The organism is Apilactobacillus pseudapinorum, assembly GCF_040369555.1.
Taxonomy (GTDB): Bacteria; Bacillota; Bacilli; order Lactobacillales; family Lactobacillaceae; genus Apilactobacillus.
In genome coordinates this window covers 142,922-167,995 of sequence record NZ_BAABVU010000012.1, presented here as the reverse complement: position 1 = coordinate 167,995, position 25,074 = coordinate 142,922, and the positions used below count along the sequence as shown (strand labels likewise).

The window sequence follows — 25,074 nt, the reverse complement described above, 5'->3', positions numbered from 1 at the left end:
TTTAACCCCGTAAAATTTGATTTTAATTAGAGAAACATTAAAAAGACGTTGTAATTCTAGCGCTTTTATATTATGATAATTATCAATATGATGCACTTTGACAATTGGACCTATTGAATTTATTTTCGATAGGTCCAATTTTGCATATTTAGGAGGAAACACAATGCCCAACTTATCTTCATCCCTTGCTGGACTGCATAACCAGCAACTAAACGTACTAGCACCATCAGGAATTAGAGGCTTCGATAAGAAGATTTCTAGTGTTGATGGCTTAATTAAATTAACAATTGGTGAACCAGATTTAGATACACCTGAACACGTAAAACAAGCCAGTGTCGATAGTATCTTAAATAATGATTCTCATTATGCGGATCAAACCGGTAAGAAGGAATTACGAGATGCTATTGTAAATCATCTAGCCAATAAGTACGATTTAAAATATGATGCTGATAGTGAGGTAATTGTGACTGTTGGAGCTACTGAAGCACTATATTCAACATTTGCTTCTATCTTAAATAAGGGCGACAAAGTAATTGTCCCAACCCCAACATTTGCTCTATACTTCCCAATTATTAGCATTTTAGGTGGAGAAGTAATTAAAGTAGATACTTCAGATGATGGTTTTGTTTTACAACCTGAAAAACTACAAGCTGTCTTAGATGAACATGGCGAATCAGTAAAGGCAATTTTATTGAACTACCCAAGTAATCCAACTGGAGTAGAATACTCAAAAGATGACTTAAGCAAGTTAGCAGCGATTATCAAAGAACACCCAATGTATGTTTTATCAGATGAAATATACAGTGATTTAACTTACGGTGTTGAACATCACTCAATTGCTAGCATGCTTCCTGAACAAACAATTTATATCAGTGGATTATCAAAATCGCATGCGATGACCGGTTACCGTGTTGGATACATCTGTGGTCCACAAGAAATTATTAAAAAAATCGGAATGGTGCATGCCTTTGTAGTTACATCAGTAACTAATTCAGCACAAGTAGCTGCGGCAGAAGCACTTAAAAATGGTGAAAACGATCCAGTCGAAATGGCTAAGATTTACCAAGAAAGACGAGATATTTTACGCGATGGTCTTACTAAACTTGGTTTCAGCATGCCAGAACCCAAAGGGGCATTTTACATGTTTGCTAAAATCCCTGCTGAATATGGTTTGGATGACGAAAAGTTTGCTTTAGATTTAGCATACGAAGCTAAAGTTGGTGTAATTCCAGGAAATGCGTTTGGCCCTGGTGGGGAAGGCTACATCCGTCTTTCATACGCATCTTCTAAAGAAGTAATTGAAGAAGCACTAAAACGAATTGAAAAATTTTTGAAATAGCGAGGTAATTATTATGGACAGAAGAATACCGAACATCATGGGGACACAACATCCAGATAACGCGAACGTGCCTTTCTTTAAGGGTGACAATGATAAGTTTGTGTCTGCATTCAACGAAATTAATGAAGCATATCAAAACTACTCCCAACTAGATGCTGATGAATACATGTGGGATTGGGAAGGAAAACACGCTGATGCTTCTGTAATTGATCGACTATATTCTGAACATTACGATTACTTCAGCAAGCACCCACTAGGTAACGATAAGTTCCTAACTTTCCGTTTACCTAATATTTGGGAAGAAACTGGTTATAGTTTAATGCAAGCGATGACGACCATCTTATTAGCAGAGGATTTTGCGCAAGACTTAGGATTTAAAGACCGTCCATTGTTTGAAGCAATTCTACCAATGGCTAGAACCGCTGAACAATTAGTTAACATGGAAGAAAAGTTCTCTAGTTTAGCTCACTTTAAATCAAAGGAATTTGAAAATGGTCATGCGAACAACGACCGTTTAAGAATGATTCCATTATTCGAAAGTTTTGAAGCTCAATATAATGCACCAAAGATTTTAGCTAAATACGTTGAACTTTATAAAGAAGAATTCGGTGAAGACATAAAATACTTACGTGTTTTCTTAGCCGGTTCCGATTCTGCTTTATCTAACGGATTCTTGAACAGTATTATTGGGAACAAGTTAGCGCTAACTAAGTTAGGTGAATTCGAACACGAAAGTGGTATCGATATTTATCCAATCGCCGGGACTGGTAGTGCTATCTTTAGAGGGGGACTATCACCTGAAATGGTTGACCGTTACCTAGAAGAATTCCCAGGATTAAAGACTGCGACAATTCAATCAGCATTCAGATATGATTTTGATTTAGAAACAGTGGTTAAACCAGCAGTTGCTAAGTTACGCGATGGTTTACAACGCAACGCATTCAAGATTATTAACGATGATGACCAAGAAACATTATTATCAATCGCTGATAAAGCTGCTAAACAATATCATGAAACTCTAGATCCACTAATAAATGACTTACAATCAGTCTTTGATTCATTCCCTAAACGTCGTGATAGACATCAACACGTTGGTATCATTGGATACTCACGTGATGTTGATGGCTACAAGATGCCACGTGCGATTACATTTACTGGGTCACTATATTCAGTTGGGGTCCCACCTGAAGTATTAGGAACTGGTCGTGTCTTGAAGGAATTAACTGATGATGAAATCAGAGCATTAAAACAATACTATCCAAATATGAAACACGATTTCGCACATGTCTTGAAGTACTACAGCCATGATGCGATTGAATCATTAATTGAAAAGAATCCAGCCTGGAGGGGTGTCCAAGAAGATGTTGAAGCAATTGAAAGTGCTTTTGACATTCAAGCAGGCCCTACTAACGAAGACGAAAAAGAACATGCTAAATTAGCAAACGACTTAGTTCGTATTGATGATACTGAAGTTCGTATGATTCTAATCGAAAAAATGGGTAAACTAAGACATTTCTTAGGTTAATAAAAAAGCTAGTGATTTTAAATCACTAGCTTTTTTCTATGCTTGTTTTTTATTACGCTGTAACCACAATAACATGATGGTAACCCCCACCATGATGACAGCAGCAATCATGTAAGTGAAGTGCATTCCGAAAACGAATAGTTGGTCGTTTCCGGTAGGGTATGTGGTAATTTTATGCCCATTTTTTACACTCATGGCTGTGTATAAAATTGAAGTCGAAATTGATAATCCTAAGGTAAATCCGACGTTTCTACTTAATGCTAAAATTGAACCGGCAATTCCTTGTTGATCCTTGCTGGCGTTTTCCATCACCATTGGGTTGTTTTGGAACAAACCATTCGCGGTGGAGAAAACTACGAATCCTAATAGCATTAACATCAAGGTGTGATTTGGTTGCATTAGCGCGAAAATTAATTCAGCAATCACGAAAATAATGGAAGCACGAATTGACATAAAGACAGCACCGTATTTATCACATAAAACCCCACCTAGATAAGCGGTAAAGACATTGACTACCGGAAGAACACTCATTAATAAACCAGTGTGAGACGGGCTAAATTTGAGCGTATCTTGGATATAAAATGGTAGGAGTACATTATTAAAGTAAATAATGATGTACATTAACATCAAAGCAATAATACTAATGGTGAAACCAATGTTTCTAAATAAGCTCAACGCTAAGATTGGTTCTTCAACATGTTGTTCGATGTAAATGAAAAGAATTAATAAGATGGCACTTAAGATAAAGCAGCCGATTACTAACGGATTGTTAAAACCAGTTTCTTGCCCCATGAAAATACCGATGAAGAACAAGCCGATTAAAACTGCTAATGAACTAAAACCAGGCCAATCGATATAAATTTTTTCAGGCTTGATTTTAGTCTTATCATAGACGAATTCACCAAAGAAGTAGGCGAAGATTCCGATTGGAACATTGAATAGAAAAATCCAGTTCCAATTAGCAAAAGATAAAATGATTCCAGCCATCGCAGGTCCTGCGATATAGCCGACTTGTCCAATAGTGGTATTAATTCCTAAAGCGCGGCCACGAAGTGAAAATGGGACCGTTTCAGTAATAATTCCAAGATTAGTAGCCATTGTCATAGAAGCCCCTAATCCTTGAAAACATCTGGCGATTAATAGTACGACCAGATTTTGTGATAATCCACAAACTAGGGAACTAACTGTGAATAAAAGTGTTCCTAGTTGGAAAATACGTGATTTGCTAACTTGATCTCCCAATTTACCAAATAAGATTAATGACATACAAATTAAAATTAAGTATGCTGATGAAATCCATTCGGCTTTGTTCATTGGAATATGTAAGTCGTTTGAGATTTGCGGTAAAGCGGTATTCACGATACTCATATCAACGGTAGCCAAAAAGGATACTAACGCGATTGACATGACGATGAAAAATTGTTTGCGGTTCATTTAAGCACTCCCTATATTATTTATCATATTTAATTGTATCAGATGAATTACAAATGCCAAATTATGGAGTATAGTTAGCAAAAAAGAATGACGATAAAGAAGGTGCCAATATGGATATAGTAACTAACGACCAATATATTGGAGATCAACGTTTAGGTGAATGGTATTCTAAAACCCGGGATGGATACGACTTAGATAGTTTTTCGCTAGGGTATTTTCTGCGTGATATTGGCGACTTTGTTGAAGTGTTAACGATTGATTTAAATGGTTCATTAGATACGGTTAGTGCTTTTTTGAAAGCTGATATTTTAGAAGTCCGTTTTGAAACCGAATATACGCAAATGTTAGATTACTATATCGAACAAAATAAGCTGAATCACTTATATGATCCGTATGACTTGTTAATCCAATGGAAAGCTTTGGACGCCGACAGCATGAGCCAGATTTTATTAAAATGCTTTCAAAAAGAAAAAGTAATTAGCGTCGGGCCAATTGATGATGATTATATTGAACATGGCAAGATTGTCTTATTAACCGAGCATGTGATGACATTAAATGATTCAGAATATTTGTCTGGTTTAAACGAAGAACAAAATCCGAATAAAACGATGCGAATTAATAACATTATGGAAATTAACTTTTTAAGTAAAAATAACTACATGTATGAACAATATTTACGCAAATAAAAAAAGAGAGCTCTTGCTCTCTTTTTTTATTTGTCTTCGTTTTTTCTTTTTTCAATACAGTCTTTGCATAACCCAAAAACTTCGATATGGGTTTTACTAGTTTGAAAGCCAGCTTGTTGCATTGCTGCTTTGGCTAATTGCTTTTCTAATTTTTTGTAGTTAGGAAACTCAATGTCTTCAATTTCACCGCAATTTTCGCAAATCGCATGGAAATGGGGTGAACCGAAAAAGTCATATCTAATTCCGCCATCTTCTGCCGGCAATGCGATGATAATATCTAACTTTTCAAACAACTGTAAGCTGTTATAGATAGTAGCAATACTTAAGTTTGAGAATTCTTTTTTTAACGCCTCGTAAATTGTTTCGACAGAAGGGTGATTATCATGGTTAATTAGATACTTCAGGATAATTTGTCTTTGTGGAGTAATTCTAATATTATTTTCTCGTAAGGTAGATAATGCTTTTTCATACATTTGTTCAGACAATTAAGTTCCTCCTCGCCCTAGTTTATAATTATTCTATCCTAATAATAAGGTTAAAAATCGAATAAAGCAAATAAATTATGCCTTAAGATTATTAATTTGCTTATCTAAACTATCAGAAAGTGGTTTAATCATAAAACTATGAGGCTTGTCAGCAAAGTAATTTTCCTTCATTTGCACCATGCGTTTAATGATTTCTAGTTCTTCGTTATCATCCAATTCCTTGACGTTGACATAGATTGTGACAGTCTCATCATTTAGGTTAGCAATCCCAGCGACTCCAATGAATTGGTTATCATTCTTGTTACTGATTCCCCATAAAAGGCCTTTTTGACTCATAACATCATTCATCGTCGCATTGATAAATTGACTAGTGTTATCAAGATCAGCATCTCGATCTTGTCGTTGTTGGAATGCAATCACATCTTTGACTGGGAACTTGGTTAACCAATCAAAGTAGAAATGATTAGTGATAATTGGACGTAATCCTTCAAAACTATGCATAACTACTCTCCTTTAACACTTAATTCCTCTATTATAGAGAAAATCAGAATAAGATGAAAGAAATTGACTTAAACTTGGGAGAAGAAATGTTGATGGATGTGTTCTTCTTGCGCTTCAGTCATACAGCAACAACCACCAACATACTTCAAATCTAAATCGAACCACTCTTGAATCAACGCATCGAATTCTTCAAAAGATAAGTCATCGTGATTCCATTCTTTAATCTCTGGATTATATGATGCACCAGAATTAGGGAATGCGATAAATGGCTTATGGTTGGGATGGTTTTGAATTAAATATTTTAAAGCTGGCGTAACCAGATTAGGGTGAGTACAGTTTAAACCATATGCAATCACGTTATCGCTAGCTTCCAGTAATTGGGTTGCAGATGCTAAATCTGATCCATCAGCTAAATGGTGTTCATCTTTTAGCGATAAAGCAACAATTACCGGAATTGATAGTGGTTTAACAAAATTAAGTAGTGCCTTTAATTCATTTAAATTAGGTAGCGTTTCTAATAATAAAATGTCAGCACCGGCGTCAATTACTGCTTCAATGCGTTCGCGGTGAAAGTCGATGTATTCTTCTTCAGATAAATCATAATCGCCAGTATATTCAGCACCATTGGCTAAAAAGGCGCCGTAAGGGCCAATTCCAGCAGCAATCCATTTGGGATTAGAGTTACTGGATTGTTTACGACCATCGTCAGCTAGTTGGACCGCTTTTTGAATTAACGTAATTGCTTCATCATGACTGTATCCATTACTAGTTAAACCAGCTACGCTAGCTTGATAAGTGTTGGTAGTGGTAATGCTAGATCCAGCATCAAAATATTTTTTGTGCACATCCACAATTAAGTCAGGGTGACTTTCAATTACAGCTGCTGTCCATAGTTTAGAATTTAAATTTAATCCGCGTTCTTCTAGTCCGGTTGACATCGAACTATCGATTAAAATGTGTTGTTGATTGTTTAGCCAATTTTTTAATTCAGTCATATTAATCCTTCTTTCTGTAAATTAATTCGTGCCAAATATAGCAAATAATGGCAAATGGAATTCCGATGATAATCGCGATGCGTTGGTTTGGATCAAACGCGATTCCGAATAGTGACAAGATACAAATTATGATTACCAAGATTGGTAAGAGTGGGTATAGTGGTGTCTTGTATTTTAAATCGCTTAATTGATGACCAGCACGTAAATATTGGCGGCGGAAGTTTAATTGCGCCCAACCAATCACGAGCCAAACAAATACCACCGCAAATGCTGAAATGGCAGTTAATGCCAGATAAACGGTGTTAGGAGCATAGATGCTGGAAAATAGTGATAATAATCCACCAGCGATGGTCAAAATTAGTCCGTAAACGGGGATTCCGTTTTTAGATAATTTAGCCAATCCTTGTGGCAAGGTCTTCTTATCAGCTAGCGACCAAAGCATTCTTGAAGCTGCATATACCCCAGAGTTAGCACCAGAGAAAATGGTGATGAATAAGATTAAGTTCATGATGTCAGCAGCGTAAGGAACGTTGATATTTTGTAAGATGGTAACAAATGGACTTTGCGCTAGTGATGAATCACTTTGTGGCAAGATTGAACCTAATGCAATGATAGTTCCGATGAATAAGATTACTAAGATAATTAAAGTATGTTTGATTGATTGGGGAACCGTTTTTTCTGGATTTTGACTTTCACCAGCACCGACCGCGATCATTTCAGTTCCAGAGAAGGCAAAGTTGGCGGATAAAACAATTGAAATCACAGGTAATAATCCGTTGGGAAAAATCCCGTTTTTAGTTAATTGACCAAAATATGGTGTGAAATGAGTATGGTGGATAGGGATGATTTTAAAGATGATAAAGATTCCAATCACCAAGAAGACTGCTAATGCCAATACTTTGATTAATGACATCCAGAACTCACTAGATGAGAATAACTGCATGTTAATAATGTTTAATAATAAGATGACAACAGTGAAAATTAAGCTGAATCCCCAAACTGGAATAGACGGGAAATATTGTTGACCAATCGTTGCTAAGGCAATGAATTCAGAACCCAGCGCAATTGTCCAGGTTAACCAATACATCCAGGCGGTAACAAAACCGACACCGGAGTTAATGTATTTGCTAGCGTATGTATGAAATGCTCCGGTATTAGGGTCATGCACTGATAATTCGCCTAAACAGGCCATGACCATACAGACTAAAATCGATCCAATTACGTATGCTAAGACGGTACCAATTGGTCCGGCGGTTTGAATTGAATAACCGGTACTCATAAAGATACCAGTACCAATGACACCCCCAAGTGACATGGTAATTAAATTACTGGTTTTTAAATTTTTGGAAAAATGGTGCTTGCTCATAAGATAAATCCTCCTTTTATGTAAATAAAAAAAGCATCCACCCCCTGCAAAAAGGGCGAATGCTTCGCTGTACCACCTTAGTTCATAGTAAGATGATACTTCATCATCAACTATCTTATCCGGAACCTGTTGATTCCTTCGTGTTGTAACGTACACTAACGTCCAAGGCTAAATTAAATCACTTTGGAAAGTTCAGAGACCATTTTCGATGACTTTAATTCACTCATTTTCACCAATCATGAGCTCTCTTTGCAATCTCCATCATGTACTTTTCTCATCAAAACTTAATTATTATCATGCTGTCTTAATTATATCGATATAATTATTTTTTGCAACCCGTAAAAAAGACAAATTAATTATTTAGTATTGATGGTAAAGTGTGTAATAATAGAAGGGAAATATTAAATTTTAAACGAAAGTGAGATTTAATGATGACTGAAAAATTCTTAGTTGGTACTTATACCAGAGATGCAAGTGAAGGAATTTATGAAATCGAATTGGATAAAGACCAAAAACAATTACAAAATTTACAATTAGTTGCTAAAGCAGGCAACCCAACTTATGTTGCTGTTTCAAAAGCTAATCGCTTATATGCTGTCGACAAGGGTGCAGACGGTAAAGGTGGCGCAATGGCACTGGATAATAGTTCTCGTCCAGCAACTGAAATTAACCTATGCTTGAATGAAGATACTAACCCAGCATACATTACAGTTGATGAAGGCAGACAATTTGTTTACACTGCTAACTATCACACTGGTGAAGTGATGGTTTACAAGATTGAATCTGATGGTTCGCTAGCTTACCAAAATAAAGTGGTGCACTCCGGAGACGTTGGTCCTAGACCAGAACAAGAAAACGGTGCCCACCCTCATTATGCTGATTTAACTCCAGATGGTCGTCTAGCGGTTGTTGATTTAGGTCAAGATCGTGTATACATTTATGATATTGCAGATGATGGTAGTTTAACTCAAGCTTCTACTATTAAAATGGAAGCTGGATTTGGACCTCGTCATATCGTCTTTGATGCTCAAAAACACGTTGCTTTTGTTGTTGGTGAATTAAGCAGTAAATTAGCTGTTCTAAATTATGATGAAAAGACTGCTCACATGGATGTAAAACACATCGTTGATACTATTCCACATGATTGGGAAGCCCATAACGGAGCTGCCGCAATTCGTTTATCTAATGATGGCAAGTTTTTATATGTATCTAACCGTGGTAACAACTCAATCGCAGCATTTGAAGTTGCCGATGATGGTTCAGTCGAATTAATCCAATTGATTAGTACTGAAGGAGACTTCCCACGTGACTTTAACTTCAACGAAGACGAAACTTTTGTCGTTGTGGTTAACCAAAATACAAATGATGCCACCTTATATGAAAGAGATGTTAAGACTGGCAAGTTATCAGTTGTCCAAAAAGATTTCTTTGTTCCAGAAGGGGTTTGCGTTACTTTAGAAAAATAATTTAACTATTAAGCCGTTACTATTTTAGTAACGGCTTTTTTATTTCTTTTAATAACATTAAGAATAGGTTATAATTCAATTAGAATCGATTATACATAAGGTTCAATTCAAGTACATATAGGGGGGATAATATGCTATTAAAATATTATTCGAAAGTTAAATTAGTCTTGTTAAACGTATTCGCGATATTAGCTAGTTTAAGTGATTTGGTAGCAGCATATGTGTTATCAAATTTAATTAATATGGCGGTTAGTAAGTCATTAAGCCACATGGTGCAATTCTTATTATTCGGGATTGTGCTATTATTAGTAACTTTTGGTTCTCAATATATTTTTAACTACTTCAAAACAGACGTAGTTAGAAGTATTAATACGCAAGTTAGGTCAAAAGTTCTACAAGGGATGCTAAATAAGCGTGACGATGATAGCACTGAGTTAGGTTTCTTGGTTAATGATGTCAAATTGTTGGAAACCAACCGCTTTAAAGCCCAAATCACAATTATCTCATCAGCTTACACTTTTGTGTTTGCGTTATCCTATGCGCTATATCTGAACTGGTTATTAACCATCATCTTCCTATTGGGAAGTGCGTTTCCAATGGTTCTTTCTGGAATGGTGCAAAAGCCAATTCAAGAAGCATCAAAAGATTGGTCAACTAAAAATGATCAATATTTGAACCACACTAAGAGTATTTTAAATGGGAAAAAGGATGTCTTCTTGTATAACCGTCAGGAAGAAGCAACGCAAAGTAATTTGTCATTTGTTAATAAGCTAGAACAAAGTCTATTCAAAATGAATTTATTTACAGCAAATGTAAATACTTTCGTTAACATGATTGCTGATACTTTCACTTTAATTTTCCCATTAGTATTAGGAACTTATTTAATTTCTATTGGTCAAACCACGGTGGGAACCCTGATTGCGATTGTGCAATTAGCAAATTCATTTATCAATCCGATAATTAATATGTTGCAACAACGTAGTAATTTATCAACTACTAAAAATATCATGCAGAAAACAAAAGAATATATTACTGAAGCACAACAAGCGATCAATGATGATGTTAAAGACTTTAATGAAGTCAAATATCAAGGAATTCAATTAGTGCGTGATCAAAAGACTTTGGTAGATAAATTAGACGTTGATATTAATATCGGCAATAAAATTGCAATGATTGGTCAATCTGGAAGTGGTAAGTCTACCTTGATTGAATACCTAATCTATAAGTTAAACGGTAGTTCACAAAAGATTCTGATTAACGGGAAAGATGAAAGTAATCAAGATGTCAAAAATCTGTATGGTTACGCCAACCAAAAACCCATCATTTTCAATGACTCGATTCGTTTTAATTTAACCCTTGGTAATACAGAAATTACAGATGAACAAATTAACGAGGTTGCGACAGTCTTAGGAATTGACGATGTGGTTGATGAAAAAGGATTAGATTATGTGTTATCCGATGATAACGGTAATTTATCCGGAGGCCAATTGGAACGAATTAACTTAGCCCGAACGATTCTTTCAAGCAGACCAATCTTAGTGTTAGATGAAATTACGGCTTCCTTAGATAAGGCGACCGCCCAAAAAGTGCATGATTACTTATTGGAATCAAAACTAACATTAATCGAAATTATTCATCATTATACAGACCAAGATTTGAAACGTTATAACCAAGTTATTAATTTTGATACATTCAATTAAAGAGGAGTGGTATATATGTCAGAAAACAAAATCGGTAAAGACATGGGAAAAATCTTTAGTGAAAAAATTCAAGATGAAGTAACAGATCATGTTCAAGATAAATTAGACAACATTGCAGAAGGATTGAGGGGGTATATTAAAAAGGAAAACCGTAAAGGGAATGTTCATTTTAATACATCTCAATCACCAAAGAATTTAAAAAGCTGCATTAAAGCATTTTTTAGTCGCAAAAAAGAAGAACCTTTGAGCGATGAAGAAATTGACGAAATTATCGATAAGATGAAAAAAGGGATGCAGATTAAATAAAAAAAGAGCCGTTCGGCTCTTTTTTATTTGTGCATTTTCCAGAAATTAGCTAATGCGTGTTTAGTTTGGCTTTGGTTAAATGATTTAATTAGATTGCCCGCATGCCAATTAGCAGGGAACAATTTTTGATATCTATTTTGGCTAAAACGTTGATCCATTAAGATGACGTTTCCGCTATCATGATTGGTGCGGATTAATCTCCCGGCAGCTTGAAAGACGTTGTTTAGACCAGGTAATTGATATGCAAAATCAAAGCCATGGCCGTTTTCTGCATCAAAAAAGTAACGAATTAAATTGTTTTCTGGATTTAAACCAGGAAGGCCGACTGAAACGATGCCGACACCGATTAATTGATCGTATTTCAAATCGATTCCTTCACAGAAAATACCACCGAGGAGTGCAAAACCAACTAAGGTCTTATCCGGATTATCTTTGAACTTCTCAATATAATCTCGGCGCTCCTCAGGGGTCATATCAGCAGTTTGAATCGCAGTTTCTACTAAAGGATGTTGCTTTTGGAATTCCTCGACTACGTCTGATAGATAACGATTAGAAGGAAAGAAGATTAAATAATGACCGGGTTTACTTTCAATCATTGCATCAATCGTATTAATGATTGGTTGAATGCTAGCAGGGCGTTTGGCATAAGTCGTTTCAATATAATTGGTCACAATCACTTGTTGGTTAGATGGATTAAAAGGCGATGGAATTTCATAGGTGATACTGTCTTCTTCATCACCTAAGACGCGTTGGTAATAATCCATTGGTGATAGCGTGGCTGAAAACAATATTGCACTCCCACCTAATTGTAGTGACTCACCAATAAATGGACTTGGATCCATACAAAATAATTTGATAATGACATTGTGATTACGGTCATAAAATAATCTGGTCTTAAATGTATCATCGTACAGTTCAGCGATGCGTTGATAACTTAATAACGAGAAGTAAAAATCGACGACTAAATCACTTAGGTCTTCGTCACGGTCATTACGACCTAACCAGTCGTTGATGACGTCACACAGTTTATTAACCTGTTTTCCAAAAGCACTTAACGGATTATCTAAATGGACGTATTCTTCGGCGCTGTCAGTGAGAATTTTAGCGTTAAGGGTAAATGACTGTTTAAAGTTTTTAAAGGCCTTGTGCAAGCGTTCAATTTCTTCATTATCATCAGTTTCTTCAATTAATTCGTCTAATTTTTCATTTGAAACTGCGGCCGAATACATATCGCGAGAACGACTAACTAAGTTGTGGGCTTCATCAATCAAGAAAATATTATCTGGATCTTCGGCGGTAAAGAAACGTTGTAGATGGACTTGGGGGTCGAAGAGATAATTATAATCACAGATGATAATATCGCAGAATTGACTAACGTCTAATGAAAATTCAAATGGATCAATTTGATATTTTTCAGCGTATTCTTCAATAACCGCACGAGTAATTTGATTGTGATTGGTTAAGATATCCTTGATGGCTGGTTTGAGTCGATCGTAATAGCCAATCATATACGGATTATCTTCTGGTTTTAAGTTTCTTTCAGCATCAAATGTGATGGCATCTTTTGCGGTTAAGGTAATCGTTTTAATGAATAATCCCTTAGCCATCATCAAATCAACCGCTTCACTAGCGACCACACGAGTGCTTTGCTTGGCGGTTAAGTAAAAGATGCGGTTAGCAATATTTTCTCCCATTGATTTAATTGCTGGAAAGAGAGTCGAAATCGTTTTTCCGGTTCCAGTAGGAGCTTGAGCAAATAAGTGCTTATGGTTAACAATCGTTTTGTACACGACCGCGCTAAATTGACGTTGGCCATCTCTAAATTGTTCAAACGGAAATGGCATTTGGTTCGCAGTTTGATTACGTTGCTTGATAATGTCGGTTCTTAACTTCAGCCATTCTTCGTATTCACTAATTAACTCATTGAAAAAGGTTTTCGCATCGTCTTTACTAATCGTAATTGATTCAGTTGTAATATCTTCGTCAGGAGTTTGGACATAGCACAGAGTTAATTTAACGCTCCTTAAAATAGGTTCTTTTAACATCAAGAAGTGGGCATAGACCTTTGCTTGTGCCCAATAAAGCGTCGTCATGCTTTCGGAAAGTTGATCGTATTGAACGTCAGAGGTCTTAATTTCGATGATTTCAGCATCCTTACCTTGCACTAAGACACCATCAGCACGTCCTTCGATTTTAAAATCAATATCATTAATTTTTAAAGTGTTGTCCAGATAATATTCGTTTTCAAAAGCCTTATACTTACTGTTTTGTAACTTGCGATGAATTTTAGCACCTTGTTTCGCGGTATTATTACTGTTTAACTTAGCGTTTAAATCACCACTTCTTAGGGTGAATTCGACTAAGTCACGAATGCCGATATGATTGATATGATCACCTCCTGATGTGATTGAATTTGTAATCAAATTGTAACTTATGAAAAAATTTTGAATATGCTAGGCTAAAATATGTAGATTAAAGAAATGGAGAATTAATATGCCTAGAAATTTAAAAGAAGAATTACTATTTACAGCAATGATGGCTGGTTTAATGGTGATCGTAATGGAAACTTATAATATCGTATTAGCAAGCGGAATCAAAGTTGGATTAGTAATGGAAATCCTAAAGGGATATCCACTTGCGTTAATGGTTGCTGCGATTTTAGATTTGGCCCTAGTTGGACCACTCGTTAAGTTTATCTTTTTTAATTATATATTTAAGCCGGAATGGAAACAAACACCAATCAAAATTGCGCTAAGTATTTCTACTATGATGGTGTTAGGAATGGTAACTTTAATGTCAGTTTTTGGGATTATCGTAACTTTTGGTTTTAATAACCTGTCATTTGGGCTATATGGACACGCATGGTTGATGAATCTGATTGTAGCACTACCACTTCAATTAGTGATAGTTGGTCCAATTTGTCGCTTTTTGTTGATGAAATTTCAAACTAACCAAGACGCATAATAGTTGATAAAACAGTCATTTAGATGGCTGTTTTTTTATTTTCTTCGAATAATTATAATTTATTATAAATAATTAGTGAAAAATAAGATAAATACCGTTATTATTGAGATAGAAAATACCATTTGAGGAGATATAACATGATCAAAATTGTGACAGATTCAACTGCATTATTAACTGATGCTGTATTAAAAGAATTTGATATCAAGGTAATTCCATTAAACGTCAATATTGGTACCGATGCCTACAAAGATGGCATTGATATGGACGGTAATAAATTAATCCGATACATTAAGGACAATCCAAAAGGTGATTTTCCAACCACGAGTCAACCTTCAATTGGCCAATTTGTTGAGGTTTACAATGAATTAACTCAAAATGGCGACACTGTTTTATCACTACACATGACTGACCTATTAAGCGGAACAGTGCATGCAGCAACGCAAGCAAGTGAAATCGCTGATGGTGATATTAAAGTAGTTAATACTCACTACATCGACCAAAGTTTGGGATTCTTAGTTGTGCAAGCAGCTAAGATGGCTCAATCAGGTGATTTTACCCGTGATCAAATTATTGACCAAATTAATAAAGACATTCAAAACTCAGAATTATACATCGGTGTGTCCACTCTAGAAAACTTAATGAAGGGTGGTCGTATTAGTAAGGCGACAGGAATCATTTCTAAGATGATGAACTTACACGTTGTTTTCAAATTGCTTCCAGATGACTTGAAGTTACAACTAAAAGGTCGCGGTAAGAAGACTATCTCAAAATGGTTTGACCAATACCTAGAAGAAAATAAGGGTAACCAATTCAAGTTTATTGGAATTAGTTACACCGGTAGCGATGAATATCCAAATGAACTAAAAAAACGTTTGGAAACAGAATTCCCAAACGTTACAGTTGCAGTTCAATACACTTCATCAATTGTGTCAGTTCACACAGGTGAAAACGCCTTTGCGATTATGACTTGTAAACAAGTTGATTAAATAATAGGGTAAAAATAATTCCTAAAGTAGCACCGATGATGGGGCCTAAAAAAGGAACAATCGCATATTGCCATTGTGATAATCGCTTGTCGTAGGTTCTCGAGAAGAAGAAACGAGGGACTAAGTCGCGGGTGGGGTTAAATGCAGCTCCAGTAATCGGAGCAACGATGCTGATGATGACCATCATTAATAGTGATGAAAACATCGTTTTAATCCACCAAGCGGCATGAATGTTACTTTGCATTTCAGTATTAACGATAATTAAGAAGGTTCCGATAATTTCCCATGTGAAGTTACGCTTCCAATTGTTAACGTCACGAGGGACGGTCGCATAGAAGTTCAAATTCAATGGAAGGCTAGCTAGCCATTTCGACCAGACTGATTTAACGGTTAGAGAAGCTAACCAGGCTCCTAAAATTTGGGTGATGATTGCACCAATCATTAATAGCCAATTGATTTGATGGTTGATCGCCAATGTCAAAGATACAACCGGATTATACTCGGCAGTACCAAAAAAGAAGTTAGTTAGCAGGGATGGAATTAAAATACTAATTCCCCAGTAAAACCCAGTTAAAAAGCGGTTTTGCCCATTGGGAAATAGGAAGTAATTAATGATGACACTGGTAACTAAACCTAGTGATAGCATTAAATATGTACCAATTAATTCTCCTAATAATATTTTCACAGCCAACCCTCCCTAGTTAATGTATACAAGTAGTAGCCTACCACTGATTATCTAAAAATTAAAATTATAAATATAAAAAAGTGAAATCATTTTAGATGACTTCACTTTTTTGTTTTTTCTAGTTGTGCAATGATATCGATAATGTCTTGTTTGTTTACTAAACGGTGTTCTTTCACGTTATAAAACATTGGTTGGTGTTGATTAATGATTTCATGATCATCTGGATCATCGGTCAAATATAAAATGTCACAGGCATCTTTGATGTCATCTAGTTCGGGGAAACCAGCTTGGCTCATAATACTGCCTAAAACTGTATCTGGACTTTCGTATGTTAAGTCGTCTAAGTATTTACTGTAGTTCAAAAATACCACCTCTTTTAGTCATTTGAATTATACTTAATATATGATTTCTAATTCAAGCAAAATGATTTTACTTGCTTTTATTTTTTTAAATAGTATAGTTGAAAATTAGTGTTTAAAATTATTTCCTTGGCGGGTAAAAGCTGATTGCATAGTCAGCAGGTGGGTCTCGTGTTAGATAGGCACGGAGGAAATATTTAGACGAAGGAGACTTTTTTATGCAAAGTCGTAATAAATGGTTTGCATTGGTTGCCGTCTGTCTAGGTTTCTTTATGGGATTACTAGATGTAACCGTTGTAAACGTCGCATTACCAACCATTCAAAGTAGCTTTAACAGTAGTTTTAGCCAATTACAATGGGTGATTAATGCTTATACTTTAATGTTTGCTGCAGTATTGTTCCTAATTTCTAAATTAGGGGACTTAATAGGGAGAAAAAGAATTTTTATCCTCTCATTGGTATTATTTTCTGTTTTCTCACTTGCTTGTAGCTTAGCGCCAAGTATTACTTGGTTAATCATTTTTAGAGGAATTCAAGGTATTGGTGGAGCCGGAATGTTAAGTCTTTCCATGAGCATTATCGCTGATATTTTTGAAGGGCCTCAAAGAGGTTTAGCGCTTGGTATCTGGGGAAGTGTCGCTGGATTATCAACTGCACTAGGACCATTATTCGGTGGAATCCTACTAAGTTTCTTTAGTTGGGAATCAATTTTCTTAATGAATATTCCAATTGGAGTGATTGCTTTATTCATGAGTGGTAAATATATTCCAACTTCTAAGACCTTTAATTCAGGTAAGATTGACTTCTTGGGGATGGTATTATCATTCGCATTTATGTTCAGTATTATCTTAGGTTTAATTCAAAAAGAAACTCATTATGAATACTCATGGTTCAACTACCATGTCTTTGCATTGTTAGCAATCGGAGTGGTATTGATCCTCGTGTTTGTCCTTTGGGAACATCATTTCTCAAGTCCAATGTTAGATTTAAAACTACTAACTAATCGTTACGTAGTCGGTAGCGCCATTTCTAATTTAACTTTAGGAGTATCTATTTATTCAGCATTTAGCTATATTATTATTTTATCGCAAAATTACATGGGATACTCTGCACTACAAAGTGGGGCGCAGTTAATGCTCATTAGTGCCTTTTCATTAGTAATAGGCCCGGTTTCAGGTAAGATTGCCACTAAGATTAATCCGGGATTAATCATTAGTTTGGTCTTTATCTTGGCTGGTCTTGGGATGTTTGTTTTACCAGTGTTCTTAGGAAGCTCTAACCACTGGTTTGGCTTAATTCCTACCTTTATCACACTTGGATTAGCAAATGCATTTGTAAATCCATTATCATCTAACATTGCCGTTAGTTCTGTCGAACCAAAGGAAATCGGGATGACATCTGGATTGTTAAATGTTGGTAAACAATTTGGAACTAGTTTAGGGGTTGTTGTACTAGGTTTAGCACTAACATCTTCATATAACGACCACTTAGTGGTTTCCAAACTACCAGATAAGTTAATGCATTTATTTGAAAATGCCGGTCCATTCTCAGCTAGTGACATCACAGCTAAGATGCACAGTGATTGGATTGCATCCATCGTTCACAGTGCCTTTTACTCAGGAATTGATCACTTAGCGATTACCAATGGATTTATCTTTATTGCTGCTGGAATCTTATGTTATATCTTCCTATGCATGAAGGAAAAGCAAGCATAATAAAAAGCCGTTATTAAACGGCTTTTTTTAGTGGCGACTTGATTGATGGCCACCATTATTCGAAAGTTTAATGTTGTTACGTTTGAATTTTTGTTGGGCACTATCAGGTTGGAAATTAAAATGGTGCATGCGACCATTGTATGGTTTTCCTGCCATCTTGATTTGAACCCAGTCCTTCATAATGCGTTGCATATTTTGCGCTGCTTTAACACGGCTTTCAATTCCTTCTGTTTTGGCAGCTGGTTCGATATTATCACGAAGTTGATTGATTAATTTTTGGTGGTAAACCAATAAAGATTGGGTAAGTGGTGAATCTTTATAAGAATTAAATAGACGTTCAATAAAACGCATGGCGTCCTTTGAATTCTTTGGTTCATAAAAACGTTCTTTGTTATCCATAATGACCTCCATAAAAAATAACCCTCACGTATATTATACATGAGGGTTATTGAGTTTCATAATTAATCGTCTAAATCGATTTGACCACTTAAGTTAAATAAGAAACTTAGTAGCACCGCTAGGAAACCACCAACAACGATTCCGTTGTCTAAGATGATTTGAGCAGCTTGTGGTAATGATCTGAAGATTTGAGGGTATACGGTAACACCGATACCAGTACCAACAGATAGAGCAACGATTAGTAAGTTAGCGTTTTTATTAAAGTCAACGGTTTGCAAGATACGTATACCTTGAACTCCAACCATACCAAACATCACAACCATGGCACCACCAAGAACTGAACTTGGAATAACAGTAGCGATTGCACCAGCCTTAGGAAGTAGTCCTAAGATTAATAGGAAGACTCCAGCGTAGTAAATTGGACGTTTAGTTTTAATTCCTGAAAGTTGAACCACACCCACATTTTCTGAAAAAGTTGAGTATGGGAAGGTATTGAATAATCCACCTAACATGGCAGCAATACCTTCAGCACGATAACCTTTAGCTAAGTCTTTTTCGTTTAGTTTACGACCAGTTAAATCAGCTAAAGCTAAGAAAACCCCAGTTGATTCGACCATGGTAGTTAGTGATACTAAAATCATAGTAATAATAGCTGACCAACTAAAGTGAGGAGTACCGAAGTAGAATGGCTGTGGTAAGTGGAACCAGCTAGCTTGAGCAACTGATGCGAATGAAATCATACCCATTGCATAAGCAATGATAGTTCCGATAACCATACCAACAAGTACTGAAATTGAACGGAAGAAACCTTTTCCAAAAACGTTAATTAAAATAATAATTGCCATGGTAATTAAACCAACGATTAAGTCCTTTGGATCAGCAAAGTTCTTAGCAGTAGCGTTACCACCACCCAAGTTTTGCACGGCCACTGGTACTAATGAAAAACCAATAATGGTAATTAATGAACCAGTAACAACGGGTGGGAAGAACTTACGTAGTTTGGCAAATAGGCCAGAGATTAAGAAAACAAATAATCCTGAACAAATAATTGCACCATAAATGTAAGCGACTCCCAAAGTACCACCGATTGTTTGAAGTGGGGTAATAACTTGTACCGCACAACCTAAAACAACGGGAAGACCAATCCCAGTTAGTGGGGTCCTCTTTAATTGTAATAAAGTTGCGATTCCACACATAAAGATATCAGCAGAAACCAAGTAAGTCATTTGAGCTGCGTTAAAATGTAGAAATGCACCAATTAGTAACGGAACAATAACGTCACCAGAATACATTGCTAATAAATGTTGAAAACCTAAAATGGCAGCTTTAAATTGAGAAACTTGCTTTAAACTGCTTTCGTGATTATCCAATTTATAATTCCTCCTAAACTAATTATTACCTGAAAAATAAAAAAAGTCCCAATGCAAAAAGCAAAGAGACAAATTATCTTTTTGCTTATAGTCCGAAGTTTACGGTTCCGGGTAGAAACTTACCAACCTTATTATGGTAAATATATAGGCAATAACGTTTTAAAAATTTTGTATACTCAATTTTAGCCGGATTTGATAAAAAAAGCAATCCTTATCGTGAATATAATTGTTATCTATGTCGAATATAAGGTACAATAAAAGGTACTATTTATGAACTGAGGGGGAATTATCTTGAAACAAATATTAGCGATTCATACAGGTGGAACCATTTCCATGTCACAGGACGAAAGTGGCGAAGTGGTCCAAAATGAGCAGAATCCAATTGCTGTTCAAAAAGATAATTTATTAAATCAAGGTATCGAAATTGTGAATGAGGAGATTTTCAACTTACCATCACCTCATATGACCCCAGAAAGAATGCTTCAAGTGGCCAATCGCATTAAAAAAGCACGTGAACAAGGATACGATGGTGTCGTTGTTACTCACGGAACTGATACATTGGAAGAAACAGCTTATTTCTTGGATTTAACATTAACCAACGATTTTCCAGTGGTAGTGACTGGAGCAATGCGTTCATCAAATGAAATTGGTTCAGATGGACTATATAATTTATTAAATGCAGCGGCAACTGCTGCTAGTCCACAAGCGATTAATAAAGGGGTCTTAGTGGCAATGAATGATGAAATTCATACCGCTAGATACGTTACTAAAACCCACACCACTAACGTGGCGACTTTTAGAACCCCAACATTTGGTCCAATTGGAATTATTTCCAAGCACCAACCAACGTTCTTCCAAGAATTAATTCAAAGTGAAGTGGTTGATATTGATTCAATCGTTGAAAATGTTTACTTAATTAAAGCGTTTGCTGGAATGGACGGTACTTTATTTGATGCATTGGACAATGATAAAACGAACGGTTTAGTTATTGAAGGACTTGGTGCTGGGAACTTACCACCAGAAACATTAGCTTCAGTTCAACGTTTAGTAGATCGTAATATTCCGATTGTTTTGGTATCACGCTGTTTAAGTGGGGTTGCCCAAGATATTTACGCCTATGAAGGTGGCGGAATTCAATTAGAAGAAATGGGATTAACATTTTGTCATGGATTGAACGGACAAAAGGCACGTATAAAATTAATCATTGCATTGAGTGCCAATAAATCAGGAGAAGAATTACAACGATTTATGAGCAATGCAATATCATAGAGTGAGGGATGTTTATGAACTCTGTTATTGCACAGTTGAGTGCAGCACAAGATAAAAACCAATTAGTGAATATCTACTTAAATTCAGGAGATATTTTCTACACTGGTTATGTTCAAAAAGTAAATAATGACGAATTAGTGATCGCAACCTATGAATCAAGTGGGTTAGCAGATGGCTATGTCGCAATAAAAACTAGTTTAATTGAAATCGTCGAAACATCAAGTGATGATTTAAGTAGTATCGAAGAAAAGATGGCAATCGCTAATCAGGTCGGATTATTCGAATCAAGACCAACTGATTTACAATTCGATAGTGATATTAACTTGTTTCCACAAATTATTATTCAAGCTTACATTAACCATGAAATTATTTTAATTCATGATAATGATGAAAGTCGTTTCTACACTGGAATCGTCCAAAAGATTAATAATGAATCATTTGATTTTTATCGCTTAGATAAATTCAACTTCATCGATAATCAAGTCGCTACCATGGGCTTTAATCAAAGCATGATTATTGAATTCCAAGGACGCGAACTAAGCGTGATGAGTAAGGTCGTCGATAAGGTGAGCGAAAATAATATCGCTCATACTGCGGAATCATTCAATAACATTGTTGATATTCTAGCGACTTCATATCATCATCACCAATTGATTGAAGTTCGTTGCCGCTACAATGATCATTTCTTCTATGTTGGCGAAGTAATAATGTTAAATGATGATGGGATTATCCTAAAAGTCGTTGATATGTCTGGTCAATTTGGTGGCTATGTCTACATTAAGATGAATGGGATTGAACGCGTTACTATCGGCAATGATTACTTAGAATTAGTTGAATTGATGCGACAACAAAATGTTGATGATCACCGTATTGCCCAACCGGTATTGAACGATTCACGTGAATTCGATAGTACTGAAGACAATATGATTGCTGTATTATCACAATCAATGAGTAAAAAACAACTTATCAGAATTCAATTAAAATCCGGTACCAGTTACCTAGGTTATCCAAGTAAGATTTTGGATGAAACCATGAAATTTAACCTATTAGATGAAACAACTACCTTCTTTATCTACGGGAAGGAAATTGCATTAAGCGATGTTGTTGAAATCGGATTTGAATATATTTACGCTTATTTGGATGAACAAAGATTGAAAGCCAATGGCGATATGTAAAAAAAGCCCCGTTATTTTCATAACGGAGCTTTTTGTTTATCCTAAAGTTTTTTTGATAATGTTTACTTCTTCTGGATTAGGGGAACGACGCATACTTTTAATATCGTGTAGTTCCTCTACCGTGAAGTGCAAGTTGAATGCCAATTGTGTATCAGGCATGTCATGATCTTTTTGATAATTGACAATTTCTTCAGCAATCTTATTTAAATTACGATTCATAAGAACCCTCCTAACAAAATCCATCCGACATCTACATTATAACTTATTTTACTATTAGGAGAACGATATTTTACTAATAAATTAAAATTAGTTGAATTGCGATAATTGTGGCAATCAAAATCACATAGTCAATGGCTCTAATTGAGATATGTTCAAAATGAGTGCGTGCTTCATTGTCGACAAAGACATGGGAGTTCATGCCTTGGGCCAATAGCGTTGACCAATTCATGGCTGCCAAGATTGCTTTGAAATACAGGGTGGGGGATGTATAAGATAGATGAACACTGCGCATTTTCGCAGCTAACTTAATATCAACTACTTCTTGTTTAATGGTATCAACTAAATTAAAAGCACCCATGACACCGTAAGCAAACTTACTTGGAACATGGAAGTTTTGTTCTAAACTAGCGGCTAGTTCTTCAATCGTAGTCTTACAAGTGTAGGTTGCACCAAGTGATACAAACGCATATAGACGCGTTACTAATAAGATTCCGTATTGATAGCTTCCGTTAATTTTTTGGGCAAAATAAATACCTAAAGCAGGAACTAGGGTAACTAGTAGCAGGTATAGGATTCGCTTCCAAGTTGCAAAAAAGATTAGATAAAGCAAACTAACTACAAAGATGACGACGTTTAGTTGAATAGATGTAGTAAACGAGATTTCTAAAGCGATTACTAACATCATCAATAGTTTAAGAACTGGATTCATTAAAACGCCTCCTGATAAGTTAGTTGATGATTTTCAAATGCCAAGTGATAATCAATTAGATTATCGATCCCGTTGGTTTGATGAGAAATCATGATTTGAGTTTGACCAGCTTGTTTAGCTTGTTGTAATAAATCACAAACCACATTGATATATTCAATGTTAATACCATTAAATGGTTCATCTAATAATAATAATGAATGACCCATCAAGACCATTGAGATAATTTGAAGACGTTTCTTTTGGCCATCACTTAATGAGTAAATGACGCGGTCTTTCAAATCAGCTAAGCCTAATTCTTGTAGATAATGATTAATTTCATCTTCTGTTAAAAATTGGTTAATCGCATTTTTGATCGATAGGTTAATCTCATCTTCGACAGTAATTTTAATAAATTGTTTGTTGGATTCTTGGAAAATTAAACCAACTTGGGTTAAATACTTATTCAAACGAATCTTATTAATTGATTTATCGTTGAATAAAATATCACCAGTAAATTGATGTTGCTTGATTAATGTTTTAAATAAACTAGATTTACCACAACCATTAGGGCCGGTAATTAAAGTAGTGGCTTGTTTGTCAATTGGTAAGGTTAAATTATCAATTAGTTCCATGTCATGATTGTGGATAGAAACAGATTGTAGTTTTAAGATTTCTCCACCAACTGGATGATGCTTGCATGGACGTTTACTAGCTTGGTTAAATTGTTCAAACAATTTAGTGACTAGTGCTTTATCCATTGGCGCAAATTCCTGGTTAGTTTCATTAAAACCAATAAATTGATCTACAAAATGTTCATACCCAGATAAATCATGATCAATTCCAATGATAATTTTATCTTGTTGTTTTAATTGGTTCAGTAGTTTGATTAGTTCAAATCGAGAATCAATATCAACATTGGCAAACGGTTCATCTAACAAAATGACCGGCGCATCAATTGCGACAACAATACTTAGCGCCACCTTTTGCTTTTCTCCACCTGATAGCGTTTTAAAACTTCTATTCTTTAGATGGCTCGAGTTAGTAAAAGATAACGCTTCATCAATTCTTTGTTCCATTTCTTCCGGCTTTAGTTGAAGATTTTCGAGGGTGAAGATAAATTCATCTAAAACCGTTGCCATACAAAATTGTTGTGATGGATCTTGGAACATCATTGCGATTGTTTGTCTTAACTCACGTTGAGATAAATCAAAAAGATTGTGTTCGTTAAAATTGATAAAGCCTTCGATTGTACCGTTGTTATATTGTGGATAAAAACCTGCGATAGTTTTTAAAAGAGTTGATTTACCGGATCCAGACGGACTATAAATCAAGCTCATTTGACCAGCATTAAAATCCAAACTAACCCCTTTAAAAGTTGGGTTTTGTGCATCAGCGTACTGATAAGCCAAATGATTTATGTTTAAAGTATTCAAAATTGACAC

Annotated in this window: 24 protein-coding genes, 1 riboswitch and 1 other annotated feature; of the genes, 11 read left to right on the top strand and 13 right to left on the bottom strand. The window is 35.5% G+C overall.

All coding sequences use genetic code 11. The annotated features are described in order from the left end of the window. Window positions 1-163: 163 nt before the first annotated feature. Window positions 164-1,339: an aminotransferase class I/II-fold pyridoxal phosphate-dependent enzyme gene (locus tag ABWU86_RS02260; RefSeq protein WP_293793295.1), complete on the top strand. Its 1,176-nt coding sequence runs from the start codon at window positions 164-166 to the stop codon at window positions 1,337-1,339. A gap of 13 nt (window positions 1,340-1,352) precedes the next feature. Next, window positions 1,353-2,864 carry a phosphoenolpyruvate carboxylase gene (ppcA, locus tag ABWU86_RS02255; protein WP_053950416.1) on the top strand — a complete coding sequence of 504 codons (1,512 nt, stop codon included), beginning with the start codon at window positions 1,353-1,355 and terminating at the stop codon, window positions 2,862-2,864. A 36-nt stretch (window positions 2,865-2,900) separates the two neighbouring features. Here ppcA and ABWU86_RS02250 read toward each other — a convergent pair whose 3' ends face one another. Further along, window positions 2,901-4,298, bottom strand: coding sequence for an MFS transporter (locus ABWU86_RS02250; protein ID WP_353321191.1), 1,398 nt, complete (start codon window positions 4,296-4,298; stop codon window positions 2,901-2,903). 110 nt (window positions 4,299-4,408) lie between these two features. Here ABWU86_RS02250 and ABWU86_RS02245 point away from each other — a divergent pair, with 110 nt between their 5' ends. Further along, window positions 4,409-4,984, top strand: coding sequence for a hypothetical protein (locus ABWU86_RS02245; RefSeq protein ID WP_053950414.1), 576 nt, complete (start codon window positions 4,409-4,411; stop codon window positions 4,982-4,984). Between the two features lie 26 nt (window positions 4,985-5,010). On the opposite strand, the gene ABWU86_RS02240 is transcribed toward ABWU86_RS02245, so the two are convergent. From ABWU86_RS02240 to ABWU86_RS02225, 4 genes are all read right to left on the bottom strand, one after another. After that, entirely contained in the window at window positions 5,011-5,469 is a 459-nt protein-coding gene (locus ABWU86_RS02240) for a Fur family transcriptional regulator (protein ID WP_237756936.1), read from the bottom strand. 75 nt (window positions 5,470-5,544) lie between these two features. Continuing rightward, window positions 5,545-5,970, bottom strand: coding sequence for a hypothetical protein (locus ABWU86_RS02235; protein ID WP_293793290.1), 426 nt, complete (start codon window positions 5,968-5,970; stop codon window positions 5,545-5,547). 68 nt (window positions 5,971-6,038) lie between these two features. After that, a complete protein-coding gene (gene mmuM, locus ABWU86_RS02230; RefSeq protein ID WP_293793289.1) occupies window positions 6,039-6,965 on the bottom strand; it encodes a homocysteine S-methyltransferase in 927 nt (308 codons plus the stop codon). Between the two features lies 1 nt (window position 6,966). Continuing rightward, entirely contained in the window at window positions 6,967-8,331 is a 1,365-nt protein-coding gene (locus tag ABWU86_RS02225) for an amino acid permease (protein ID WP_293793288.1), read from the bottom strand. 48 nt (window positions 8,332-8,379) lie between these two features. Continuing rightward, window positions 8,380-8,621, bottom strand: a binding site (T-box leader). 141 nt (window positions 8,622-8,762) lie between these two features. Here ABWU86_RS02225 and ABWU86_RS02220 point away from each other — a divergent pair. The 3 genes from ABWU86_RS02220 (at window position 8,763) to ABWU86_RS02210 (ending at window position 11,803) form a co-directional block, all read left to right on the top strand. Beyond that, entirely contained in the window at window positions 8,763-9,797 is a 1,035-nt protein-coding gene (locus ABWU86_RS02220) for a lactonase family protein (RefSeq protein WP_353321294.1), read from the top strand. Window positions 9,798-9,928: 131 nt separating this feature from the next. After that, entirely contained in the window at window positions 9,929-11,497 is a 1,569-nt protein-coding gene (locus tag ABWU86_RS02215; protein ID WP_353321187.1) for an ABC transporter ATP-binding protein, read from the top strand. Between the two features lie 15 nt (window positions 11,498-11,512). Further along, window positions 11,513-11,803, top strand: a complete 291-nt coding sequence (locus ABWU86_RS02210) for a hypothetical protein (protein ID WP_293793284.1) — start codon at window positions 11,513-11,515, stop codon at window positions 11,801-11,803. 23 nt (window positions 11,804-11,826) lie between these two features. Here ABWU86_RS02210 and ABWU86_RS02205 read toward each other — a convergent pair whose 3' ends face one another. After that, window positions 11,827-14,226 carry an ATP-dependent DNA helicase gene (locus ABWU86_RS02205; RefSeq protein WP_353321185.1) on the bottom strand — a complete coding sequence of 800 codons (2,400 nt, stop codon included), beginning with the start codon at window positions 14,224-14,226 and terminating at the stop codon, window positions 11,827-11,829. A gap of 70 nt (window positions 14,227-14,296) precedes the next feature. Between ABWU86_RS02205 and ABWU86_RS02200 the strand changes: the two genes are divergently transcribed. After that, complete coding sequence (locus ABWU86_RS02200; RefSeq protein WP_293793282.1) at window positions 14,297-14,767, top strand: DUF2798 domain-containing protein; 471 nt, start codon at window positions 14,297-14,299, stop codon at window positions 14,765-14,767. A 137-nt stretch (window positions 14,768-14,904) separates the two neighbouring features. After that, entirely contained in the window at window positions 14,905-15,753 is an 849-nt protein-coding gene (locus ABWU86_RS02195; RefSeq protein WP_293793281.1) for a DegV family protein, read from the top strand. Here ABWU86_RS02195 and ABWU86_RS02190 read toward each other — a convergent pair. Together ABWU86_RS02190 and ABWU86_RS02185 are read right to left on the bottom strand one after the other, a co-directional pair. Beyond that, on the bottom strand, window positions 15,728-16,438 hold the full coding sequence (locus ABWU86_RS02190; protein ID WP_293793279.1) for an MIP/aquaporin family protein: 711 nt from the start codon (window positions 16,436-16,438) through the stop codon (window positions 15,728-15,730). The genes ABWU86_RS02195 and ABWU86_RS02190 overlap by 26 nt on opposite strands. Before the next feature lie 101 nt (window positions 16,439-16,539). Continuing rightward, window positions 16,540-16,800 (bottom strand): hypothetical protein, encoded by a 261-nt coding sequence (locus tag ABWU86_RS02185; protein WP_293793277.1) that lies wholly within the window; start codon window positions 16,798-16,800, stop codon window positions 16,540-16,542. Window positions 16,801-17,015: 215 nt separating this feature from the next. Here ABWU86_RS02185 and ABWU86_RS02180 point away from each other — a divergent pair, with 215 nt between their 5' ends. Further along, window positions 17,016-18,512, top strand: coding sequence for an MFS transporter (locus tag ABWU86_RS02180; RefSeq protein ID WP_293793276.1), 1,497 nt, complete (start codon window positions 17,016-17,018; stop codon window positions 18,510-18,512). Window positions 18,513-18,539: 27 nt separating this feature from the next. On the opposite strand, the gene ABWU86_RS02175 is transcribed toward ABWU86_RS02180, so the two are convergent. Then, a complete protein-coding gene (locus ABWU86_RS02175) occupies window positions 18,540-18,911 on the bottom strand; it encodes a hypothetical protein (RefSeq protein ID WP_293793275.1) in 372 nt (123 codons plus the stop codon). 62 nt (window positions 18,912-18,973) lie between these two features. Beyond that, entirely contained in the window at window positions 18,974-20,281 is a 1,308-nt protein-coding gene (locus ABWU86_RS02170) for a nucleobase:cation symporter-2 family protein (protein WP_353321180.1), read from the bottom strand. A 68-nt stretch (window positions 20,282-20,349) separates the two neighbouring features. After that, window positions 20,350-20,449: riboswitch (purine riboswitch) on the bottom strand. A 120-nt stretch (window positions 20,450-20,569) separates the two neighbouring features. Here ABWU86_RS02170 and ABWU86_RS02165 point away from each other — a divergent pair. Continuing rightward, window positions 20,570-21,550, top strand: coding sequence for an asparaginase (locus ABWU86_RS02165; protein ID WP_353321292.1), 981 nt, complete (start codon window positions 20,570-20,572; stop codon window positions 21,548-21,550). Window positions 21,551-21,564: 14 nt separating this feature from the next. After that, window positions 21,565-22,725: a hypothetical protein gene (locus ABWU86_RS02160; RefSeq protein ID WP_353321178.1), complete on the top strand. Its 1,161-nt coding sequence runs from the start codon at window positions 21,565-21,567 to the stop codon at window positions 22,723-22,725. 36 nt (window positions 22,726-22,761) lie between these two features. On the opposite strand, the gene ABWU86_RS02155 is transcribed toward ABWU86_RS02160, so the two are convergent. From ABWU86_RS02155 to ABWU86_RS02145, 3 genes are all read right to left on the bottom strand, one after another. After that, on the bottom strand, window positions 22,762-22,944 hold the full coding sequence (locus tag ABWU86_RS02155) for an LBP_cg2779 family protein (RefSeq protein ID WP_293793271.1): 183 nt from the start codon (window positions 22,942-22,944) through the stop codon (window positions 22,762-22,764). Window positions 22,945-23,017: 73 nt separating this feature from the next. Next, window positions 23,018-23,653: an energy-coupling factor transporter transmembrane component T family protein gene (locus ABWU86_RS02150; RefSeq protein ID WP_353321176.1), complete on the bottom strand. Its 636-nt coding sequence runs from the start codon at window positions 23,651-23,653 to the stop codon at window positions 23,018-23,020. Then, on the bottom strand, window positions 23,653-25,065 hold the full coding sequence (locus ABWU86_RS02145) for an ABC transporter ATP-binding protein (protein WP_353321174.1): 1,413 nt from the start codon (window positions 25,063-25,065) through the stop codon (window positions 23,653-23,655). The genes ABWU86_RS02150 and ABWU86_RS02145 overlap by 1 nt, the downstream gene beginning before the upstream one ends. Window positions 25,066-25,074 lie beyond the last annotated feature (9 nt).

Excerpts from the sequence above, each read along its gene's own strand:
- ABWU86_RS02225 (WP_293793288.1), bottom strand. The coding sequence starts at position 8,331 with ATGAGCAAGCACCATTTTTCCAAAAATTTAAAAACCAGTAATTTAATT.
- ABWU86_RS02180 (WP_293793276.1), top strand. The coding sequence starts at position 17,016 with ATGCAAAGTCGTAATAAATGGTTTGCATTGGTTGCCGTCTGTCTAGGT.
- ABWU86_RS02220 (WP_353321294.1), top strand. The coding sequence starts at position 8,763 with ATGACTGAAAAATTCTTAGTTGGTACTTATACCAGAGATGCAAGTGAA.
- ABWU86_RS02160 (WP_353321178.1), top strand. The coding sequence starts at position 21,565 with ATGAACTCTGTTATTGCACAGTTGAGTGCAGCACAAGATAAAAACCAA.
- ABWU86_RS02210 (WP_293793284.1), top strand. The coding sequence starts at position 11,513 with ATGTCAGAAAACAAAATCGGTAAAGACATGGGAAAAATCTTTAGTGAA.
- ABWU86_RS02175 (WP_293793275.1), bottom strand. The coding sequence starts at position 18,911 with ATGGATAACAAAGAACGTTTTTATGAACCAAAGAATTCAAAGGACGCC.
- ABWU86_RS02215 (WP_353321187.1), top strand. The coding sequence starts at position 9,929 with ATGCTATTAAAATATTATTCGAAAGTTAAATTAGTCTTGTTAAACGTA.
- mmuM (WP_293793289.1), bottom strand. The coding sequence starts at position 6,965 with ATGACTGAATTAAAAAATTGGCTAAACAATCAACAACACATTTTAATC.
- ABWU86_RS02200 (WP_293793282.1), top strand. The coding sequence starts at position 14,297 with ATGCCTAGAAATTTAAAAGAAGAATTACTATTTACAGCAATGATGGCT.
- ABWU86_RS02245 (WP_053950414.1), top strand. The coding sequence starts at position 4,409 with ATGGATATAGTAACTAACGACCAATATATTGGAGATCAACGTTTAGGT.
- ABWU86_RS02195 (WP_293793281.1), top strand. The coding sequence starts at position 14,905 with ATGATCAAAATTGTGACAGATTCAACTGCATTATTAACTGATGCTGTA.
- ABWU86_RS02260 (WP_293793295.1), top strand. The coding sequence starts at position 164 with ATGCCCAACTTATCTTCATCCCTTGCTGGACTGCATAACCAGCAACTA.
- ABWU86_RS02150 (WP_353321176.1), bottom strand. The coding sequence starts at position 23,653 with ATGAATCCAGTTCTTAAACTATTGATGATGTTAGTAATCGCTTTAGAA.
- ABWU86_RS02250 (WP_353321191.1), bottom strand. The coding sequence starts at position 4,298 with ATGAACCGCAAACAATTTTTCATCGTCATGTCAATCGCGTTAGTATCC.
- ABWU86_RS02235 (WP_293793290.1), bottom strand. The coding sequence starts at position 5,970 with ATGCATAGTTTTGAAGGATTACGTCCAATTATCACTAATCATTTCTAC.
- ppcA (WP_053950416.1), top strand. The coding sequence starts at position 1,353 with ATGGACAGAAGAATACCGAACATCATGGGGACACAACATCCAGATAAC.
- ABWU86_RS02155 (WP_293793271.1), bottom strand. The coding sequence starts at position 22,944 with ATGAATCGTAATTTAAATAAGATTGCTGAAGAAATTGTCAATTATCAA.